Origin of the sequence: Naasia sp. SYSU D00057, assembly GCF_017916505.1 — a bacterium.
GTDB lineage: Bacteria > Actinomycetota > Actinomycetes > Actinomycetales > Microbacteriaceae > Naasia.
Genome location: NZ_JAFMSZ010000001.1, coordinates 115,326 through 133,075, shown reverse-complemented (window position 1 = coordinate 133,075; position 17,750 = coordinate 115,326). Strand labels below are relative to the sequence as shown.

Genomic DNA, 17,750 nt, shown 5'->3' with positions numbered 1-17,750 from the left:
CGGAATCGAGCGCGTCGGCCGGCCGGCGAGACGTCCTGCTCGGAGCGCCTACCGCCCCTGGAGCAGCAGGTCCACCATCCGGTCGGCCCCGTCCCGCACGCCGGTGGTCGCGGCGGCGGCCGCCATCGCGTCCCGGCGGGCGGGGTCCTGCAGCAGCGGCAGCAGCTCCGCCTCGACGTACGAGGGCAGGAACGCCGCGTCGTCGACGAGCAGTCCGCCGCCCGCGTCGACGAGGCCGCGCGCGTTGAAGCGCTGCTCGCCGTTGCCGACCGGATACGGCACGTAGACCGCGGGCACGCCGAGCGCGGCCAGCTCGCTCACCGTGGCAGCGCCGGCGCGGGAGACGGCGAAGTCGGCCGCAGACAGAGCGAGGTCCATGCGGTCGCAGTACTCGAGCATCCGGTAGCCGGGCAGGCCAGGGTCGGTGACCTCGGCGCGTCCCCCGACGATGTGCAGGATCGACCAGCCGGCGTCCAGGATGCGCGGCGCGGCGGACAGGACGGTCCCGTTGAGCCGTCGGGCGCCGAGGGAGCCGCCGGTGACGAGGAGCACGGGCCGCGCCGGGTCGAGGTCGAACGCGGCGAGGGCCTCGGGGCGCATCGCGGCGCGGTCGAGCGTCTCGATCTCGTGGCGCAGCGGCATGCCGACGACCGTGGCGTGCGGCAGCGGCGTGCCCGGGAAGGCGACGCCGACCGACTCGGTGAGGCGGGCGCCCAGCCGGTTCGCCATGCCGGGCTTCGCGTTCGCCTCGTGCAGCGCGAGCGGCACGCGGGCACGGCGCGCGGCGAGGTACGCGGGGGCGGCCGCGTAGCCGCCGAAGCCGACGACGCCCTCGATGCCGCGCTCGCGCAGCGTCGCCGCGAGGCCGGCCACGGTGCGCGTGAAGGCGGGGCCGAAGGCGAGCGCGGCGCGGTTAGGGCGTCGCGGGAACGGGAGGCGCGGGATGGTGAGCAGCTCGTACCCGCGCTCGGGCACGAGGCGCGCCTCGAGTCCCTCGGCCGTGCCGAGGACGACGACCGAGTCGTCGGGACGGCGGCGCCGGATGGCGTCCGCGACGGCGAGCAGCGGGTTCACGTGGCCGGCGGTGCCTCCGCCGGCGAGGAGCCAGGCGGTCACCGTCGGGCCGCCGGACCCTGCGCGGACGGGCGTGCGGCCGGACGCTGCGCGGCGGGGCGCCGGACCGCGGGCCGACGGGCGGCCGGCAGGGGCAGGACCTCGTCGATCCGGGACGCGCGCGCGATCGAGAGCACGATCCCGATCGCGGCGAGCGTGATGATGAGCGACGAGCCGCCCGAGGAGATGAGCGGCAATGGGACTCCGAGGACGGGGAGGACGCCGAGGATCACGGCGATGTTGACGAAGGCCTGGACGAGCACCCAGACCATCACCGCGCTCGTCACGATGCGCGAGAACTGGTCAGGGGCGGTCTGCAGGATCCGGAGGAACGAGAACGCGAGCACGACGAAGAGCAGCAGCACGACGACGGCGCCGAGCAGGCCCAGCTCCTCGCCGATGACGGCGAAGATGAAGTCGTTGTCGGCCTCCGGCAGCCACGACCACTTGGCCTTCGAGTTGCCGAGGCCGACACCGAACACGCCGCCCGCGGCGAGGGCCCAGGTTCCGTGCTTCACCTGCCAGCAGGTGTCGAGGTAGTCGGTCTGGCAGCCGGACAGCCAGGCGTTGATGCGGTCGACGCGCGAGTCGCTGAGCCGGGAGAAGATCAGCGCCACGGTGGCGGCGGCCGCGCCGCCGAGGGCGAGGAAGCGCAGCTTCACGCCCGCGAAGAACAGGGCGCCGAACACGATCGAGGCCATGATGATCACGGTGCCGAGGTCCTTGCCGACGAGGACCAGGCCGATCATGACCCCGGCGACGGGCACGATCAGCCAGAACAGCCGCCTGCCCGAGTCGAGCAGGTAATGCCGGGTGGAGAGCACCTGCCCGAGCCACAGCACGAGCGCGAGCTTCGTGATCTCGGACGGCTGGATGCTCATGAAGCCGAGGTTCAGCCAGTTGCGGTTACCGCCGTAGCCGTACCCGAGCCCGGTGAAGACGAGCAGCTGCAGGATCGCGGCGATGACCAGGGCCGGGACGGCCAGCTTCTGCCACAGGGCCGGCTTCGCCCGGGACAGGATGAGCATCGCCGGCAGGCCCAGCACGGCGGCGCCGCCCTGCGTGAAGAACGCGGAGAACGGGTTCCGGTCGTCGACGAACGACTCGACCGAGGACGACGAGAGCACCATCACGAGGCCGAACGCGACCAGGAACAGGGTGGTGCCGAGCAGCAGGAAGTAGCTGCTCGACTCCGCCGCGAGGGTCCTGCCGAGCGAGATGCGCGCCGCCATGCCTGCGGCCTGGACGCGCGATGGGGCCTCAGTCGGCGGGAGGATGGTCCTCGTCATTCGGGCCGCCTCCCAGCAGGTCTCGGACGGCCGACGCGAACGCGCGGCCGCGGTGGGCGTAGTCGTCGAACTGGTCCATGGACGCTGCGGCGGGTGCCAGGAGCACCACGTCGCCGGGCCGGGCGGCCGCGGCCGCGAGGCGCGCGGCGACCGGCATGACCTGTTCAGTCTGACTCTCGTCCACCTGGTGCACGGGCACCCCCGGCGCGTGTCGCGCGAACGCCTCGAGCACCGGCGCCCGATCGACGCCGATCACCACGACGGCCCGGATGCGGTCCGCGCGCTTCTTGACGAGGTCGCCGATGTCGACGCCCTTGAGCAGCCCGCCGACCACCCAGACGACGGACGGGTACGCGCCGAGCGAGGCGTCGGCGGCGTGCGGGTTCGTGGCCTTCGAGTCGTCGACCCAGCGCACCTCCGCCGCCTCCGCGACCAGCTCGATGCGGTGCGGGTCGAGGCGGAAGGAGCGGAGCACCTCCCGGATGGTGACCGGCGGCACGCCGGTGGAGCGGGCCAGTGCGCTCGCGGCGAGCACGTTCGCCACCACGTGCGGCGCGGACAGGCCGGCCCCGTGCAGCTCCTCGACCGTGGTGAGCTCGAGGGCGCTGTTCGCCCGGTCCTCGAGGAAGGCGCGGTCGCAGAGGATGCCGTCGACGATGCCGAAGTCGCTTCGGCCCGGCACACCGAGGCCGAACCCGACGGCGCGGGCGCCCTCCAGCACGTCGGCCTCGCGGACGAGCTCCTCCGTCACCGGGTCGCCGAGGTTGTAGACGCAGGCGACCCTGGTCCGCTCGTAGACCTTGCCCTTGGCGGCCCGGTAGGCGGCGGCGGAGCCGTGCCAGTCGAGGTGGTCGTCCGCGATGTTGAGGCAGGCGCTCGCCCAGGGCGAGACGAGCTCCACCCAGTGCAGCTGGTAGCTCGAGAGCTCGACGACGAGCACGTCGAAGCCGGTGGGGTCGCGGACGGCGTCGAGCACCGGGGTGCCGATGTTGCCGCACGCCATCACGCGCTTGCCGTCCGCGGCGATCATGGCCGTGACGAGCCGCGTGGTGGTCGTCTTGCCGTTCGTGCCGGTGATCGTGATCCACTCGGCCGGCGTGCCCACCTTGTCGCGCAGCCGCCAGGCGAGGTCGATGTCGCCCCACAGCGGGATGCCCGCGGCCGCCGCGGCGGAGAGGACGGGGTGGTCCGGGTGGTAGCCCGGCGACACGATCACGACGTCGGCGCCGAACTCCTCGAGCGCGCGCACCTGGTCCGCGGCGTCGCCGCCCTCCGCGAGCCGGCCGCCGATGACCTCCAGCAGCTTCGCCTTGTCGGCGGGCGCCTTGTCGGCCACGACGAGCACCGACGCGCCGAGCTCGACGAGCGTGTCCGCCGCGGCGAACCCGGTCACGCCGAGCCCGAGCACGAGCGCGCGCAGGCCGCTCCAGTCGGCGTGCCAGCTGATCAGGTCCTCGAGCCGGTCCGTCATCGGGACAGCCACTCGAGGTAGAACGCGCCGACGCCCGCGGCCACGAGCAGTCCGCCGATGATCCAGAAGCGGACCACGACGGTGACCTCCGCCCACCCCTTCAGCTCGAAGTGGTGATGCAGGGGACTCATCAGGAAGATCCGCTTGCCGTGCGTGATCTTGAAGTACGCCCGCTGCAGGATCACCGACCCGGCGACGATCACGAACAGGCCGCCGATGAGCACCAGCAGCAGCTCCGTGCGGCTGAGGACGCCGAGCGCGGCCAGCGCGCCGCCGATCCCGAGCGAACCGGTGTCGCCGAGGAAGATCTGCGCCGGCGACGTGTTCCACCAGAGGAAGCCGATGAGGGCGCCCACGATGGCGGCCGCCACGATGGCGAGGTCGAGCGGGTCTCGGACGTAGTACGCCTTGTAGGCGACGTCCGGATCGAGCGAGGTCGCGAACGCGTACTGGTTGTTCTGCCAGAAGCCGATGATGATGTACGACCCGATGGCGAAGATGGAGGCGCCCGTCGCGAGCCCGTCGAGGCCGTCGGCGACGTTCACGCCGTTCGAGGTGCTCGCGACGATCAGCGAGACCCAGATGACGTAGACGATGAGGCCGCCGATCGCGCCGAAGAGCAGCACGAAGTCGAAGCGGGTGTCACGGAAGAGCGAGACGGCGGTCGTCGCCGGGGTGAGCCCGTGATTGTTCGGGAACTGCAGGGCGAGCAGCGCGAACGCGACCGACACGATCGTCTGCCCGAGGATCTTCGCCCAGCCGCCGAGGCCGAGGCTGCGCTGGTTGCGCGTCTTCAGGAAGTCGTCGAGGAAGCCGACCGCGCCGAGGCCCACCATCATGAACAGCACGAGCAGCGCCGAGATCTGGATCGGCTCGCCCGCGGTCAGGATGCCGGTGAAGTAGCCGATGAGGGTGGCCGCGATGACGACGAGCCCGCCCATGGTCGGCGTCCCGCGCTTCGCGTGGTGGGTGACCGGACCGTCGTCGCGGATGAACTGGCCCCACTGCAGGCGCCGGAACAGCCGGATGAAGAGCGGGGTCAGGAACAGCGAGAAGGCGAGGGAGACCATCCCCGCTGTCAGAAGCGCCTGCATTTGACCAATTCTCCCAGCCGGTCGCCGAGGAACCGGAGCCGCGCCGAGTTCGACGATTTCACGAGCACCGTGTCGCCCCCGCGGAGCAGACCGGCGACCACGCCCTCCGCCTCCTCGAGGTCCTCCACGTAGACGCTCTCGCCGTCCCAGGAGCCTTCGAGTCCCGCGGCGAGGTGGACGCCCTTCGCGCCGGCGCCCACGACGACGAGCTGCCCGATGTTGAGGCGGACCGCGAGGCGGCCCACCCGGTCGTGCTCCTCGGCGGCCAGGTCGCCGAGCTCGCTCATCTCGCCGAGGACGGCGACCGTGCGACCCGGCGCGATCTGCGCGAGGGTCTTCAGGGCGGCCGCCATCGAGTCGGGGCTCGCGTTGTAGGCGTCGTTGATGACGGTGACGTTCTCGCCGGGCAGCAGCTCCATGCGCCACCGCTCCGCGCGCACGACGCTCTCGAGTCCTGCGACGATGTCGTCGGCCGGCACGCCGAGGGCGTGCGTCGCGGAGGCGGCGGCGAGGGCGTTCATCACGTGGTGCTCGCCGAGCACGGCGAAGCGCACGGGGAGCGGCTCCTGCCCCGGCAGGTGCAGGGTGAAGCGGGTGCCGGTGGCGTCCGCCGTGATGTCGGAGGCGCGGACATCGCCGTCGGTGCGCCCGAACCGCAGCACCTTGGCCCGGGTCACCTCCGCCATGGCCGCCACGCGGAAGTCGTCGGCGTTGAGCACCGCGACGTCCTCGGGCAGCAGGTCGCGCACCATCTCGGACTTCGCGAGGGCCGTGCCCTCGATGCCGCCGAAGCCGCCCGCGTGGGCGAGGCCGACCGCGAGCACGATGCCGACGTCGGGGTGCGCCATCCGGATGAGCCGGGCGATCGCGCCCTTGGCGCTCGCGCCCATCTCGGCGACGAGGAAGTCGGTGCTCTCGGTGATCCGCAGCATCGTGTGCGGCCCGCCGACCTCGTTGTTGAAGGATTCGCGGGCGGCGACCGTCTCGCCACGGCGGGCGAGGATGGCGGCCATCAGGTTCTTGGTGGTCGTCTTGCCGTTCGACCCCGTCACGGCGACGATCCTCAGCCGGCCGAGCGCCTTCACCCGGGCGACCACGGAGGTGGCGAGGGCGCCGAGCGCCTCGACGGCGTCGGGCACGACGATCTGCGGCACGTCGAGGTCGAGCACCCGCTCGACGATGAGGAGCGCGGCGCCCCGCTCGACGGCGGTCGGCGCGAACAGGTGGCCGTCGGTGGTCTCGCCCGGCTTGGCGACGAAGATGCCGCCGGGCTCGATCTCCCGGGAGTCGGTCTCGACGGGGCCGTCGACGACGGCCTCCGGGCTCGCCCCGCGCGCCTCCAGCCGTCCGGAGACCGCCTCGGCGATCTCGGTGAGCGTCAGCGCGATCACGACGGGGCCCCCCAGCCCGCCTCCTGGATGGCGAGGCGTGCGTCGTCGCGGGCCGTGTAGGGGTGTTTCACTCCGGTGTTCTCCAGGTGGTCCTCGTGGGCGGTGGGTGCGTACAGCACGGAGTCGCCCTGTTCGGCGACGGCGAGAGCGCGTCGCAGCGCCTCCCGCGGCTCGGCGACCAGCTGAACGGCGGCGGTCGGCGAGGGGACGGACGGCGAGGGTGTGCCGGCCGGGTCGGGAAGCGCCGGACCGGCGACGATGCCGAGGTCCGCGCGGTCGAGGAGGGCGCGCAGGTGCTCGGCCGGCACGCCGGATCCGGCGTCGACGGCGAGCACCACGATGACGCGGCCGGGCGTGATCGGCCGCAGGGCGTCCAGCGTGGCGAGGACTCCCGACACCGCGTGGCCGTAGTCCACGAACACCGCCGGGCCGTCCTCGCCGGACACCCGCTCGGCGAGGCCCGGGATCTCGACGAGGATGCCCCCGTCCCGCTCCAGCGCGTGGCCGATGGCCTCGAGCTCGAAGCCCGACTCGACGAGCATCACGATCGCAAGCGCCGCGTTCGTCGCCATCCAGCGGCCGATGAGCGGCACGCTGCTCTCGATCGCGCTGCCGCCCGGGCCCTCGAGCTTGAAGCCGGTGCCGGATCGGCCCGCGTCCGTCACGGTCACGGTCCAGTCGGCCGAGCCCGGCACGGTCGCGACCGTGGTGATCGGGATGCGCGCCTCGTCGGCGACGCGCCGCCCCGCTTCGCCGTCCACGTCGACGACGCCGCGCCGCGACCGGTCGGGGTCGAACAGCGACTGCTTCGCCGCCAGGTAGGCCTCCGCGTCCGGGTACTCGTCGAGGTGGTCGTCGCCCAGGTTGGTGAAGCCCACGACGTCGAACACGAGCCCGCCGACCATGCCCTGCGTCAGCGCCTGGGCGGGCACCTCGACCGCGGCGGCGCGGACGCCGCTCTCGCGCATGCGGGCGAGCAGGGCATGCAGCTCCGGCGCGTCCGGTGCGGATGCCCGGCGCACGCTCTCGTCGGCGGCGCGCCGCTCGGTGGTGGTGCTGAAGCCGGTGGCGACGCCGAGCTGGCGCAGGATCGCGTCGAGCAGGTGCACGACGCTCGTCTTGCCGCGGGTGCCCGTCACGGCGAACAGCAGCGGAGGGTGCTCGGCGGTGCGGTGCACCCAGGCGGCCAGGTCGCCGAGGGCCTCCCGCGGGTCCGCGGTGACCAGCACCGGCAGGCCGCTGTCGGCGGCGAGGTCAGCCCCGGCGGGATCGGTGAGCAGCGCGGCCGCGCCGCGCTCACGGGCGTCGGCGGCGTAGGCGGCGCCGTGGCCGGCGCCGCCGGGCAGGCCGACGAAGAGCTCGTCGTCCTCGATGTCCTCCGCATCCGCGGACACGCCGGTCACCTCGACGCCCTCGAGACTCCCCCGCACCTCGAGGCCGAAGTCCTCGGCCAGGCGCGCGAGCGACCGCGGCACCGGGTGCTCCGGGCGGAGGGACGAGGCCACGTGACCGTTCCCTTCGTCTCGTACGCCCTCGGAGGGCTCCCGCGTGCGGGTCAGTAGTTCGTCGGCAGGTCGGGTGAGCTGGAGCCGGAGGGAACGACCGCGTACTGCTTCAGCACCTGGGTCATCACCTCTCGGAAGACCGGCGCCGTCGCCCCCGACGTATTCATCTTAACCGGGTCGGCGAGGGTGACCGTCACGACGTACTGCGGGTCGTCGGCGGGCGCGATGCCGGCCAGGGACACGATGTAGGTGTCCGCGTAGCCGCCGGAGCCGTCCGCGTGCTGGGCGGTTCCCGTCTTCGTGGCGAGCCGGTAGCCGGGGATCTCGATCTGGTTCGCGAGCCAGCCCTTGGTGGCGACGTTCTCGAGCATCGCGACGGTCTGATCCGCCGCTCCCTCCGAGATGACGCGCGAGCCGTCGACCGGGGCGGCGTCGGTGATCGTGCCGTCCGCCTGGCGGCAGCCCTCGACGAGCGAGACGGGCATCCGCACGCCGCCGTTGGCGATGGTCTGGTAGACGCTCGCCATCTGCACCGCGGTGGTCGTGAGGCCCTGGCCGAACATGGTGGTGAGGTTGGTCTGCGCGTCCCAGCTGTCCGGTCCCCCGTTGAGGTCGCCGGGCTCCTCGCCGCCGAAGCCGACCTCGGTGCGCTGGCCGAGGTGGAACCGCTGCATGTACTCGTAGCGCTGCTGCGGGGTCATGAGGAGGCCGAGCTGCGACAGGCCTGTGTTGCTCGACTCCTTGAGCACGCCGGTCAGCGTGAGGTTCCAGCGCTCGTGCGACTCGCTGTCGCTGACGTCCGCCCCCTCGGGGGTGGTGAACGTGTCGTCGGCGACGACCCGGCTGCCCGGGTTCGCGAGTCCGGCGTCGATCAGCGACGCGGCGGTGAGGGTCTTGAACGTGGAGCCCGGCTCGAACGGCGCGGTGAAGGCGCGCGAGCCGAGGGCGGAGACGTCGGTGTTGGCCGTGGCGGCGACGTTGTTCGGATCGACCGTCGGATAGTCGGCGACCGCGAGCAGCTTCCCGGTCGCGACCTCCTCGACGACGACCGTGCCCCACGACGCGCCGAACTTCTGCGCATAGGTGGCGAGGGTCTGCTGGGTGAACCACTGCAGGTCGCTGTCGATCGTGAGCACGAGGTCGCTGCCGTTCACGGCCTCCTCCGTCACGACGGTGCTGCCGGGGATGCGGACGCCGTCCGCGCTGCGCTCGTACACCTCGCTGCCGTCCTGGCCGGCGAGGCAGGAGTCCTCGGAGTACTCGACGCCGGCCTGCGGCTGGTTCTCGGTTCCGACGAAGCCGATGAGGTTGCCGGCGACCGCGCCGTTGGGATAGGTGCGGGCGGCGTGCGCCTCGTAGTAGACCCACGGGATCTCGAGGTCGCGGATCTGCTGGAACGTCTCGGCGTCGACGCGCCGCGCCAGGTACGCGAAGTCGGAGTCCGGGTCCTTCGCCACGGCGTCCTCGAGGACCTTCACGAGGTCCTCGGGCTTCTGCCCGGTCACCTTCGCGATCTCGATCGCCGCCGCCTCGGGCGTCACGCCGGACTTCACCGCGGTCTTCGGCGACGCCGTGATGTCGTACCGGAGCACGCTGCGCGCCAGCAGCGTGCCGGTCGAGTCGAAGATGTCGCCCCGCTCCCCCAGGATCGTCTGCGGGATGCTCCGCTTGTCCTCCGCCTCCGCGTTGAGCGATGCCGCCTGCACGACCTGGATGTCGACGAGGCGGACGACGAAGACGCCGAGCATCGCGAGAAGCGCGAGCAGGCTGGCCGCGATGCGGCGACGGGAGCGCCGTCTCGACATGGGACTCCTAGCGGGCTAGCGCGTGGTGGGCGCCTGCAACGGTAGCTGCGAGCCTTCCGCCGGCGGGGCAGCCGGGTCCGGCGTTGCGGAAGCCGGTGCACCGGCCGCGTCCGGCTGCGCGACGAGCGGGACGCCGGTGAGCAGCTCGTTCGCGACCTGCGAGCCGGCCGAGCCGATCACGCCGGCGCCGGCGGTCGCCGCCGCGGGCGTGCCGATGACCGCGCCGTCCGACATCCGGAGCCAGACCGGGTTCGTGTTCTGCACCATGCCGAGCGCCTCCGCATTGACGGCGAGGTTCTGCGGCGAGGACAGGCGGCCGAGCTCCTCGTTCAGCTGCTGCACGACGCGGGACTGCTCCTTGTGCTCCCTCTGCAGGGAGTCGATCGCGTAGGCGCCGTCCGAGAGCGCGATGCTCATCAGCAGCTGGGAGAGCATGAGCGCGCCGAGGCCGCCGACGACCACGCTCGCGTAGACGACCCGGGGGCGGGCCCGGCGCTGGTCGCGCCCGGGGACGATCTCGATCGACGGAGCCGGCTCGACGTTCGGGCGGGCCCCGGGCGATGACGGGCGACGGAGCGGTGCGGTGGCGAGTGCAGTGCTCATGAGATTCCTTGTCGGGTGGCAGTGCCCCGTTCGGGTCCGAGGGGGCGGAGCCGCTCTGCCGCGCGCAGGCGTACGGGTGTCGCGCGCGGGTTCGCGGTGATCTCCTCCTGTGTCGCGCGGCCGGCGCCGCGGACGAGCAGGCGGAACTCGGGACGGTGCTCCGGCAGCTCCACGGGAAGACCTGCCGGGGCCGTCGACGTCGAGCGGCGGGCGAGCTCCCGCTTGACGAGACGGTCCTCGAGGGACTGGTAGGCGAGGACGACGATGCGTCCCCCCACGTCGAGTGCGTCGAGGGCGGCGGGGAGGGCGCGCTCGAGTGCGGCGAGCTCCCCGTTCACCTCGATGCGGAGGGCCTGGAAGACCCTCTTGGCCGGGTGGCCGGCCCGCTGCAGTGCGGCGGGCGTCGCGGCGGTGAGCAGTGCGACCAGCTCGCTGGAGCGGCGGATCGGGCTCTGCTCGCGCTGCTCCACGATGCGGCGGGCGTAGCGCGGCGCGAGCTTCTCCTCGCCGTACTCGTAGAAGATGCGGCGCAGGTCCGCCTCCGAGTACTCGGCGAGCACGCGCTCGGCGGTCAGCGGCGACGTCGCGTCCATCCGCATGTCGAGCGGCGCGTCCTTCGAGTAGGCGAAGCCGCGCTCGGCGCGGTCCAGCTGCAGCGAGGAGACGCCGAGGTCGAGGAGGATGCCCTGCACGCCGTCGGGGGCGTGCTCGGCCGCGATCTCGCCGATGCGGTCGTACACCGCGTGCACGAGCACGGCGCGGCCGCCATAGCGGGCGAGCCTGCGGCCGGCGATCTCGAGCGCGTCGGTGTCGCGGTCGATGCCGATGAGGGTCAGGCCCGGAAAGCGCTCGAGCAGCGCGGCGGAGTGTCCGCCCATGCCGAGCGTGCCGTCGATGGCGACGGCGCCCTCCCGATCGAGGGCTGGTTCGAGGAGCTCGATGCTGCGTTCGAGCAGCACCGGCTGGTGGATGGCGTTCTCGTCCATGATGTGCCGGTTCCGGCCCACCGCCCGATCCCCATCCGTTCGAGCCGACCTGGCACCGGGGAAGTGTGCCAGGGAGGCAAGACGGCTGGGAGTCGCACGGTGGGCTGGGCCGCGAATGCTCGCGGTCCTAGAAGAGTCCCGGGATCACCTCCTCGGCCGTGTTGGCGAAGTCGTCCTCGTTCTCGGACACGTAGGCGTTCCATGCCTCGGCGTCCCAGATCTCGGCCCTACTTCCTGCACCGATCACCACGAGCTCGCGTCCGAGGCCCGCGTAGGTCCGGAGACCCTGCGGGATCGTGACCCGGTGCTGCTTGTCCGGCGTCTCCGCGTGCGCGCCCGAGAGGAGCAGACGCACGTAGTCCCGCGCCTGCTTGCTGGTCACCGGGGCCTGGCGGATCTTGTCGTGCACCTCCTCGAACTCGCGCTGCGAGAAGACGTAGATGCAGCGGTCCTGCCCGCGGGTCATGACGACACCGCCGGCGAGCTCGTCCCAGAACTTGGCCGGGAGGATGATCCGCCCCTTCTCGTCCAGCTTCGGGGTGTAGGTGCCGAGGAACACAGCATCTCCACCCCCTTCCGGCCGATTGTGGGGAGATGCCTCCACTTTACTCCACTACCCCCCACCCACCAATCCCCGATCGGGGGTCACCGGTGTGCATTGCCTGTGAACCGCCGCATGTTTCCGGGGCGGAAGCGGCGGGGAGGGAGGTGGAGGGGAAGTGGAGGGACTTGCGGCTGCGCGAGGGGTTGCGCCGCGATCACCGGGGTGCTGCGCCTTGGGCGGGTGGCCTGCTTCCGCGGAAGTACGCGGGTTCCCGGGACCGGCCGAGATCTATGGCCGAGTGCGGGAGCGAAGTGGAGGGGCGGCTGGGAGGGAAGTGAGGCGGGGAGGCCAGTGGAGGGACGAGGCGCCGATCCACGGGTGAAAGGGCGGCGGAGGGAGTGGACCGGGGCCGCCAGGGAGGGCGCGGGGAGGCGGGTGGAGATCCGCGGCGATCCACGCGCCGGCGCCCCCCCCCCCTTCACGGCACGCTCGGCCCCTGCTCCCCCACTCCCCTCCCGGGGAAAACAAAAGAGCCGACCCCGAGGGGTCGGCTCTTTCGGAACGGGGGTGAGGGAGCTAGCGGCCCATGCCGTCCTGGCGGCGGTCCCACCGGGCGTTCATGCGGTCCATGAAGGAGGAGCGGGAGGGGCGACGGCCCGACGACGGGCCTGTGGAGCGGGGCATCGCGGTCGCGGGTCCGCGACGCGGCGACCCGAAGGCGAGCAGCACGCCGGCGAACATCACGATGAACCCGCCGACGCCGATCAGGGGCTGGCGGAGCACCACACCCGAGACGAGCACTGCGATGCCGAGAACGGCGACGAGCACGCCGGAGACGAGCGCCGTGTAGTTGATCCGGCCACGACGTCCGCCGACGGTCGCGACGAAGTCGGCATCGTTCTGATAGAGACTGCGCTCCATCTCGTCGAGGAGGCGCTGTTCTTGCTCAGAGAGCGGCATTTCCTTCTCCTCACCTCGGCCGGGTCAGCCGGGCCGGGCCCGTAGTAGAGCCAAATACTAATCGTCTGCCGATAGCTAGGCTAGGCGGTGTGACACAGGGGGCTCGTCTGGTCGATCTCGTCCAAATGAGACTCGATCGGCTGATCGACGAGCGTGCATCCATTCTCGCGACCATCGCGGAGGAGGCCGCCCCGTTCGCGGAGTTCTCGCGGCAACTTCTCAGAGGGGGCAAGCGTTTTCGCGCCCTCTTCTGCTGGGAGGGCTGGCGGAGCGTCCTCCCCGTCCCCGAGCAGGCCCCCGCGGCCGCCGTCGAGGGCGTCGTGGCGGCTGCCGGGGCGCTCGAGCTCTTCCACGCCGCGGCGCTCGTGCACGACGACCTCATCGACCGATCGGACACCCGCCGTGGCGCCCCGTCCGCCCACCGGCGCTTCGAGCGGCTGCATCGGGACCACGGGTACGCCGGCGATCCGGAGACGTTCGGGCAGGGCGGCGCCGTGCTGCTCGGCGACATGCTGCAGAGCTGGAGCGACGACCTCCTCCTGGAGGCGCTGCGAAGCGTCTCCGCCGCCACCGCCGCCGGTGCGCGTCGCGAGTTCGAGCGGATGCGCCTCGACGTCACCGCCGGTCAGTACCTCGACCTCGTCGAGGAGCGGGCGTGGCGGGTCGTCCCCGAGGAGGACGCCCTCCTTCGGGCCGAGCGGGTCATCCTCTACAAGTCGGCCAAGTACTCGGTGGAGGCGCCCCTCGTCATCGGCGCCCGACTCGCCGGCGCGTCCGACGAGCAGGTGCAGGGCCTTCGCGACTTCGGCGTCCCGCTCGGCATCGCGTTCCAGCTGCGCGACGATCTCCTCGGCGTCTTCGGCGACCCGTCCGTCACCGGCAAGCCGGCGGGCGACGATCTCGTCGAGGGCAAGCGGACGGTCCTCGTCGCCGTCACCCGGTCCCTCGTCCCGGCGAGCTCGCGCCGGCTCCTCGACGAGCTGCTCGGCGATCCGCACCTCGAGCCGGCGCAGATCGCCCTGCTGCAGCGCACCATCCGTGACAGCGGCGCTGTCGACCGGGTCGAGCGGATGATCGAGCAGAACGCCGACCGCGCCCGCGCGGCACTCGCGGCCGCGCCGCTCGCTCAGCGCGAGGGCCTCGCGGCGCTGGTGGCTCCGCTCACGCAGCGCAGCAGCTGATCGGTCCCGCCGCGAGGGCGGGAGTCAGAAGGCGAGCGCCTGGGCGACCCGGCGCACCTCGGCCTTGCGGCCGGCACGCAGCGCGTCGATCGGACGGGCGCCGAGCACCTCGTCCTCGCCGAGCAGCCAGTCCACGGCCTCCTCGTCGGTGTAGCCGTTGTCGCCGAGCAGGATCAGGGTGCCGCGCAGGTCGTGCAGCGGGCCGTCGTCCTGCACGAACTCGGTCGGCACGCGGAGGACGCCGTCGACGCGGATGGCGACCAGATATCGGTCCTGCAGAAGGCGTCGCACCTTGCCGAGGGGAAGCGCGAGGCGCTCGGCGAGGTCGGGGATCGTCAGCCACTCAGTGCGGTCGGGGGCAGCCACGGATCCAGCATGCCACCCCGCGTCGCTCGTCCGCACGCCCGCGTTCCGGTGCGTCGCACGGCTGCCGGCGGCCGGTCCGCAGTTCTTCGCAATGGAATTCCTCCAATTGTTTCGGCGATATTTCTTCATTTCACATTGATCACGTTCATTGACTTGCGTTCTGCGGTTATGCCAGCGTTTTCCCGTCCCTGGGGGAAAAAGGGACTGCACGGCCACCACGGATGGGGAAAACGCGATGACCACTGCCCTCGACCGCCTCTGGAGCGGATCGGTACGACGAGGACGGCACGTCGCCGCCCGCCCGGGACAGCGGAAGACGCTGCTGACGGCGATCCCCGTCGTTCTCGCGGGATCGCTGGCCCTCACGCTCGGTGCGAGCCCCGCCGACGCGGTCGCCCAGAAGCGGCCCGTCAAGAACCGCCTCACTCCCCCGGCCACCCCCGAGCTCGCCTCGGCGGCGGAGGGCGACACCGTGGCGCTGACCGACTTCGAGGTCACGGCCGCCGCCACCGGCACCGCGCAGAGCCTCGCTCCTCGCGAGTACACGGTCGTTGAGGGCGACACGATCAGCGACATCGCCGGCCGCTTCGGGCTCTCGACCGCGTCCGTCCTGGCCCTCAACGGGCTCAGCTGGAAGTCGCTCATCTTCCCGGGACAGGTCCTCAGCCTGAACACCGCCTCGACCGCGGTCATCCCGGCCGAGTCGCCGCTCGTGCGGTACACGATCACCGAGGGCGACACGATCAGCGGAGTCGCGGCGGCCTATGGCGTCGATACGGCCGCGGTGCTCCTCGCCAACGGCCTCGGCCGGGACAGCATCATCTTCCCGGGGCAGAGCATCGTGCTCCCCGTGCAGACACCGGCCGCCGAGCTGGAGCGCGCGGCCGTCGTCGCGCCGGCATCCTCGAGCAGCGTGGTCGCCCTCTCCTCCTCCATGCGCGCGAACGCCGCGACGATCGTGCGCATCGGCCGCGAGCTCGGCGTCAGCGACCGCGGGATCGTCATCGCGCTCGCGGCGGCGGCACAGGAGTCGGCGCTCCACAACCTCGACTGGGGCCACCTCGACTCGGTCGGGCTGTTCCAGCAGCGCACCAGCATGGGCTGGGGCACGCGCGAGCAGATCCTCGACCCGGAGCACTCGGTGCGCGCGTTCTTCGGCGGACGGCACAACCCGAACGCCGACACGCGCGGCCTGCTCGACATCGACGGCTGGGAGTCGCTCAGCGTGGCCGAGGCCGCGCAGGCGGTGCAGATCTCGGCGTACCCGGATGCGTACGCCAAGTGGGAGACCTCGGCGGTGTCCTGGCTCGCCGAGCTCGGCTGACTCCACTGAATCCCGGTCCGCATTTTCCGGGACGCGCCGAGGGCGCGACCCCCTCTCCCCGGCGGCCCGTTCGTACACTCGTACGGTGAGCCCGAGCCAGACCGACCCCATGGTCGGCCGTCTTCTGGACGGACGCTATCAAGTCCGCGCGCGCATCGCCCGTGGCGGCATGGCGACCGTCTACCTGGCGACGGATCTGCGCCTCGAGCGCCGCGTCGCGATCAAGGTGATGCACGGCCACCTGGCCGATGACGCCGCCTTCCGCGACCGCTTCATCCAGGAGGCCCGCTCCGCGGCCCGGCTCGCCCACCCCAACGTGGTCAACGTCTTCGACCAGGGGCAGGACTCCGACATGGCGTACCTCGTCATGGAGTACCTGCAGGGCATCACCTTGCGCGACCTGCTCAAGGAGTACGGCAAGCTCACGCCCGAGCAGACCATGGACATCATGGAGGCCGTGCTCGCGGGTCTCGCCGCCGCTCACAAGGCCGGCATCGTCCACCGCGACCTGAAGCCCGAGAACGTGCTGCTGGCCGACGACGGCCGCATCAAGATCGGCGACTTCGGCCTCGCCCGCGCGGCGACCGCGAACACGGCGACCGGGCAGGCGCTGCTCGGCACGATCGCGTACCTCTCCCCCGAGCTCGTCACCCGCGGCATCGCCGACACCCGCAGCGACATCTACGCGGTCGGCATCATGATGTACGAGATGCTCGTCGGCGAGCAGCCCTTCAAGGGCGACCAGCCGGTGCAGATCGCGTACCAGCACGCCAACGACCAGGTGCCCGCGCCGAGCGCGCAGAACCCTGCCGTGCCGATCGCGCTCGACGAGCTCGTGCTGTGGGCCACCGCCCGCGACCCCGAGCACCGCCCCCGCGACGCCCGGGCGATGCTCGACCAGCTCTTCGAGACGCAGAACCTCATCCGCGAGGGACTCGGCGGCGTCTCCACCGCCACCCAGCGGACCATGGTGATGCCGGCCGCGACGCCGGCTCCCGCCGTGCACGAGTCCGGTGAGACGCAGGTGCTCACGCGCGCCCGCCGCACCGGCCCTGTCGCACTCGAGACCGCCACGAAGCTGTCCGCCGCGTCGCAGCGCCGCCGTCGCCGCGGCTTCTGGATGCTCGGCTTCGTCCTCGTGCTCCTCGCCGCCGCGGGCGGCACCGGCTGGTACTTCGGCTCGGGTCCCGGCGCCGCGGTCACCATCCCGTCGGTCGCCGGCAAGAGCATCGAGGACGCGACGGCGCAGCTCGAGGCCGCCGGCTTCACGGTCGGCGAGCGGGTCGACGTCTTCGACTGGAAGACGGCTGCCGGCCTCGTCTCCTCGACCGATCCCGATGCCGGATCCGCCGTCGTGCGGGACACCCCGATCACGCTCGAGGTGTCGAAGGGCGCGGAGTCGCTCACCGTCCCGGGGCTCGCGGGACTGCCCGCCGTCGACGCGCGCATCGCCATCACCGACGCCGGCTTCGAGGTGGGCGAGGAGCCCGCCGCGGAGTTCAGCGGTGACGTGCCGAAGGGCAACGTCGTGCGGGCGCTCGGCGCCGACGGCGCCGTGCTGGCCGACGGCGCCACCTATCCGGAGCGCCAGCCGATCTCTCTCGTCCTATCCGCCGGGCCCGTGCCCGACGTGTTCAATCTCCCGGTCGCCCAGGCCGAACAGGCCCTGAAGGACGCCGGCCTGCAGGTAACCCGCGGCGAGGCGGCGTTCGACAACACCGGCGAGGTGCCCGCGGACAACGTGCTGAAGGTCGACCCGGTGCTCGACGCGAACGGCGCCGAGCGGGCGCCCGTCGTCGGCGACGTCGTCACCATCCACCTGTCCAAGGGCCGGGATCTCGTCACCGTCCCCGACGTGGTCGGCGCCCCGTGGACGAGCGCGAAGCAGACGCTCATCGACGCCGGTCTGGTGCCCGACTACAACGCCAACGCCGACACCCTGCCGGGCCTCTTCGAGGTCGCCGGCGTGGAGCCCGGCTCGGGGACGCAGGTCGTCCGCGGGGCGACGGTCACGGTGCTCCTCACCGCGACGCTGTAGCACGCGCCCTCAGGCATCGCGCTGGATGCGCCGAGTGCGCCCCGCAGCGCCGAGTGCTCCCTGTGCCCAGGGTGCACTCG

15 protein-coding genes are annotated in these 17,750 nt (G+C 72.2%); 3 read left to right on the top strand and 12 right to left on the bottom strand.

Going from position 1 to position 17,750, the window contains the following annotated elements; all coding sequences use genetic code 11:
* Window positions 1-48: 48 nt before the first annotated feature.
* The 11 genes from J3P36_RS00620 to J3P36_RS00570 all read right to left on the bottom strand — a co-directional run bounded on the left by J3P36_RS00620 (window position 49) and on the right by J3P36_RS00570 (window position 12,761).
* A complete protein-coding gene (locus tag J3P36_RS00620; RefSeq protein WP_210505334.1) occupies window positions 49-1,116 on the bottom strand; it encodes a glycosyltransferase in 1,068 nt (355 codons plus the stop codon).
* Window positions 1,113-2,402 (bottom strand): putative lipid II flippase FtsW, encoded by a 1,290-nt coding sequence (ftsW, locus tag J3P36_RS00615; RefSeq protein WP_210505333.1) that lies wholly within the window; start codon window positions 2,400-2,402, stop codon window positions 1,113-1,115. The genes J3P36_RS00620 and ftsW overlap by 4 nt, the downstream gene beginning before the upstream one ends.
* Window positions 2,374-3,873: a UDP-N-acetylmuramoyl-L-alanine--D-glutamate ligase gene (gene murD, locus J3P36_RS00610; RefSeq protein WP_210505332.1), complete on the bottom strand. Its 1,500-nt coding sequence runs from the start codon at window positions 3,871-3,873 to the stop codon at window positions 2,374-2,376. The genes ftsW and murD overlap by 29 nt, the downstream gene beginning before the upstream one ends.
* Window positions 3,870-4,967 (bottom strand): phospho-N-acetylmuramoyl-pentapeptide-transferase, encoded by a 1,098-nt coding sequence (mraY, locus tag J3P36_RS00605; RefSeq protein ID WP_210505331.1) that lies wholly within the window; start codon window positions 4,965-4,967, stop codon window positions 3,870-3,872. Before mraY ends, murD begins: the two co-directional genes overlap by 4 nt.
* Window positions 4,952-6,358: a UDP-N-acetylmuramoyl-tripeptide--D-alanyl-D-alanine ligase gene (gene murF, locus J3P36_RS00600; RefSeq protein WP_210505330.1), complete on the bottom strand. Its 1,407-nt coding sequence runs from the start codon at window positions 6,356-6,358 to the stop codon at window positions 4,952-4,954. The genes mraY and murF overlap by 16 nt, the downstream gene beginning before the upstream one ends.
* The gene (locus tag J3P36_RS00595) at window positions 6,355-7,863 is read right to left on the bottom strand and encodes a Mur ligase family protein (RefSeq protein WP_210505329.1); all 1,509 of its coding nucleotides are present in this window, start codon (window positions 7,861-7,863) and stop codon (window positions 6,355-6,357) included. Before J3P36_RS00595 ends, murF begins: the two co-directional genes overlap by 4 nt.
* Window positions 7,864-7,913: 50 nt before the next feature.
* The gene (locus tag J3P36_RS00590) at window positions 7,914-9,668 is read right to left on the bottom strand and encodes a penicillin-binding protein 2 (RefSeq protein ID WP_210505327.1); all 1,755 of its coding nucleotides are present in this window, start codon (window positions 9,666-9,668) and stop codon (window positions 7,914-7,916) included.
* 15 nt (window positions 9,669-9,683) lie between these two features.
* On the bottom strand, window positions 9,684-10,271 hold the full coding sequence (locus J3P36_RS00585; protein ID WP_210505325.1) for a hypothetical protein: 588 nt from the start codon (window positions 10,269-10,271) through the stop codon (window positions 9,684-9,686).
* Window positions 10,268-11,257 carry a 16S rRNA (cytosine(1402)-N(4))-methyltransferase RsmH gene (gene rsmH / locus J3P36_RS00580; protein WP_210506532.1) on the bottom strand — a complete coding sequence of 330 codons (990 nt, stop codon included), beginning with the start codon at window positions 11,255-11,257 and terminating at the stop codon, window positions 10,268-10,270. The genes J3P36_RS00585 and rsmH overlap by 4 nt, the downstream gene beginning before the upstream one ends.
* 127 nt (window positions 11,258-11,384) lie before the next feature.
* The gene (mraZ, locus tag J3P36_RS00575; RefSeq protein WP_210505323.1) at window positions 11,385-11,816 is read right to left on the bottom strand and encodes a division/cell wall cluster transcriptional repressor MraZ; all 432 of its coding nucleotides are present in this window, start codon (window positions 11,814-11,816) and stop codon (window positions 11,385-11,387) included.
* Between the two features lie 561 nt (window positions 11,817-12,377).
* Window positions 12,378-12,761, bottom strand: a complete 384-nt coding sequence (locus tag J3P36_RS00570; protein ID WP_210505321.1) for a DUF3040 domain-containing protein — start codon at window positions 12,759-12,761, stop codon at window positions 12,378-12,380.
* A 125-nt stretch (window positions 12,762-12,886) separates the two neighbouring features.
* On the opposite strand from J3P36_RS00570, the gene J3P36_RS00565 reads away from it, so the two are divergent.
* A complete protein-coding gene (locus tag J3P36_RS00565; protein ID WP_246854105.1) occupies window positions 12,887-13,942 on the top strand; it encodes a polyprenyl synthetase family protein in 1,056 nt (351 codons plus the stop codon).
* Between the two features lie 24 nt (window positions 13,943-13,966).
* Here J3P36_RS00565 and J3P36_RS00560 read toward each other — a convergent pair whose 3' ends face one another.
* A complete protein-coding gene (locus J3P36_RS00560; protein ID WP_307806900.1) occupies window positions 13,967-14,308 on the bottom strand; it encodes an Rv2175c family DNA-binding protein in 342 nt (113 codons plus the stop codon).
* 235 nt (window positions 14,309-14,543) lie between these two features.
* Between J3P36_RS00560 and J3P36_RS00555 the strand changes: the two genes are divergently transcribed.
* Together J3P36_RS00555 and pknB are read left to right on the top strand one after the other, a co-directional pair.
* Window positions 14,544-15,632 (top strand): LysM peptidoglycan-binding domain-containing protein, encoded by a 1,089-nt coding sequence (locus J3P36_RS00555; protein WP_210505315.1) that lies wholly within the window; start codon window positions 14,544-14,546, stop codon window positions 15,630-15,632.
* 85 nt (window positions 15,633-15,717) lie between these two features.
* Entirely contained in the window at window positions 15,718-17,670 is a 1,953-nt protein-coding gene (gene pknB / locus J3P36_RS00550; protein ID WP_307806899.1) for a Stk1 family PASTA domain-containing Ser/Thr kinase, read from the top strand.
* Window positions 17,671-17,750: the final 80 nt, after the last annotated feature.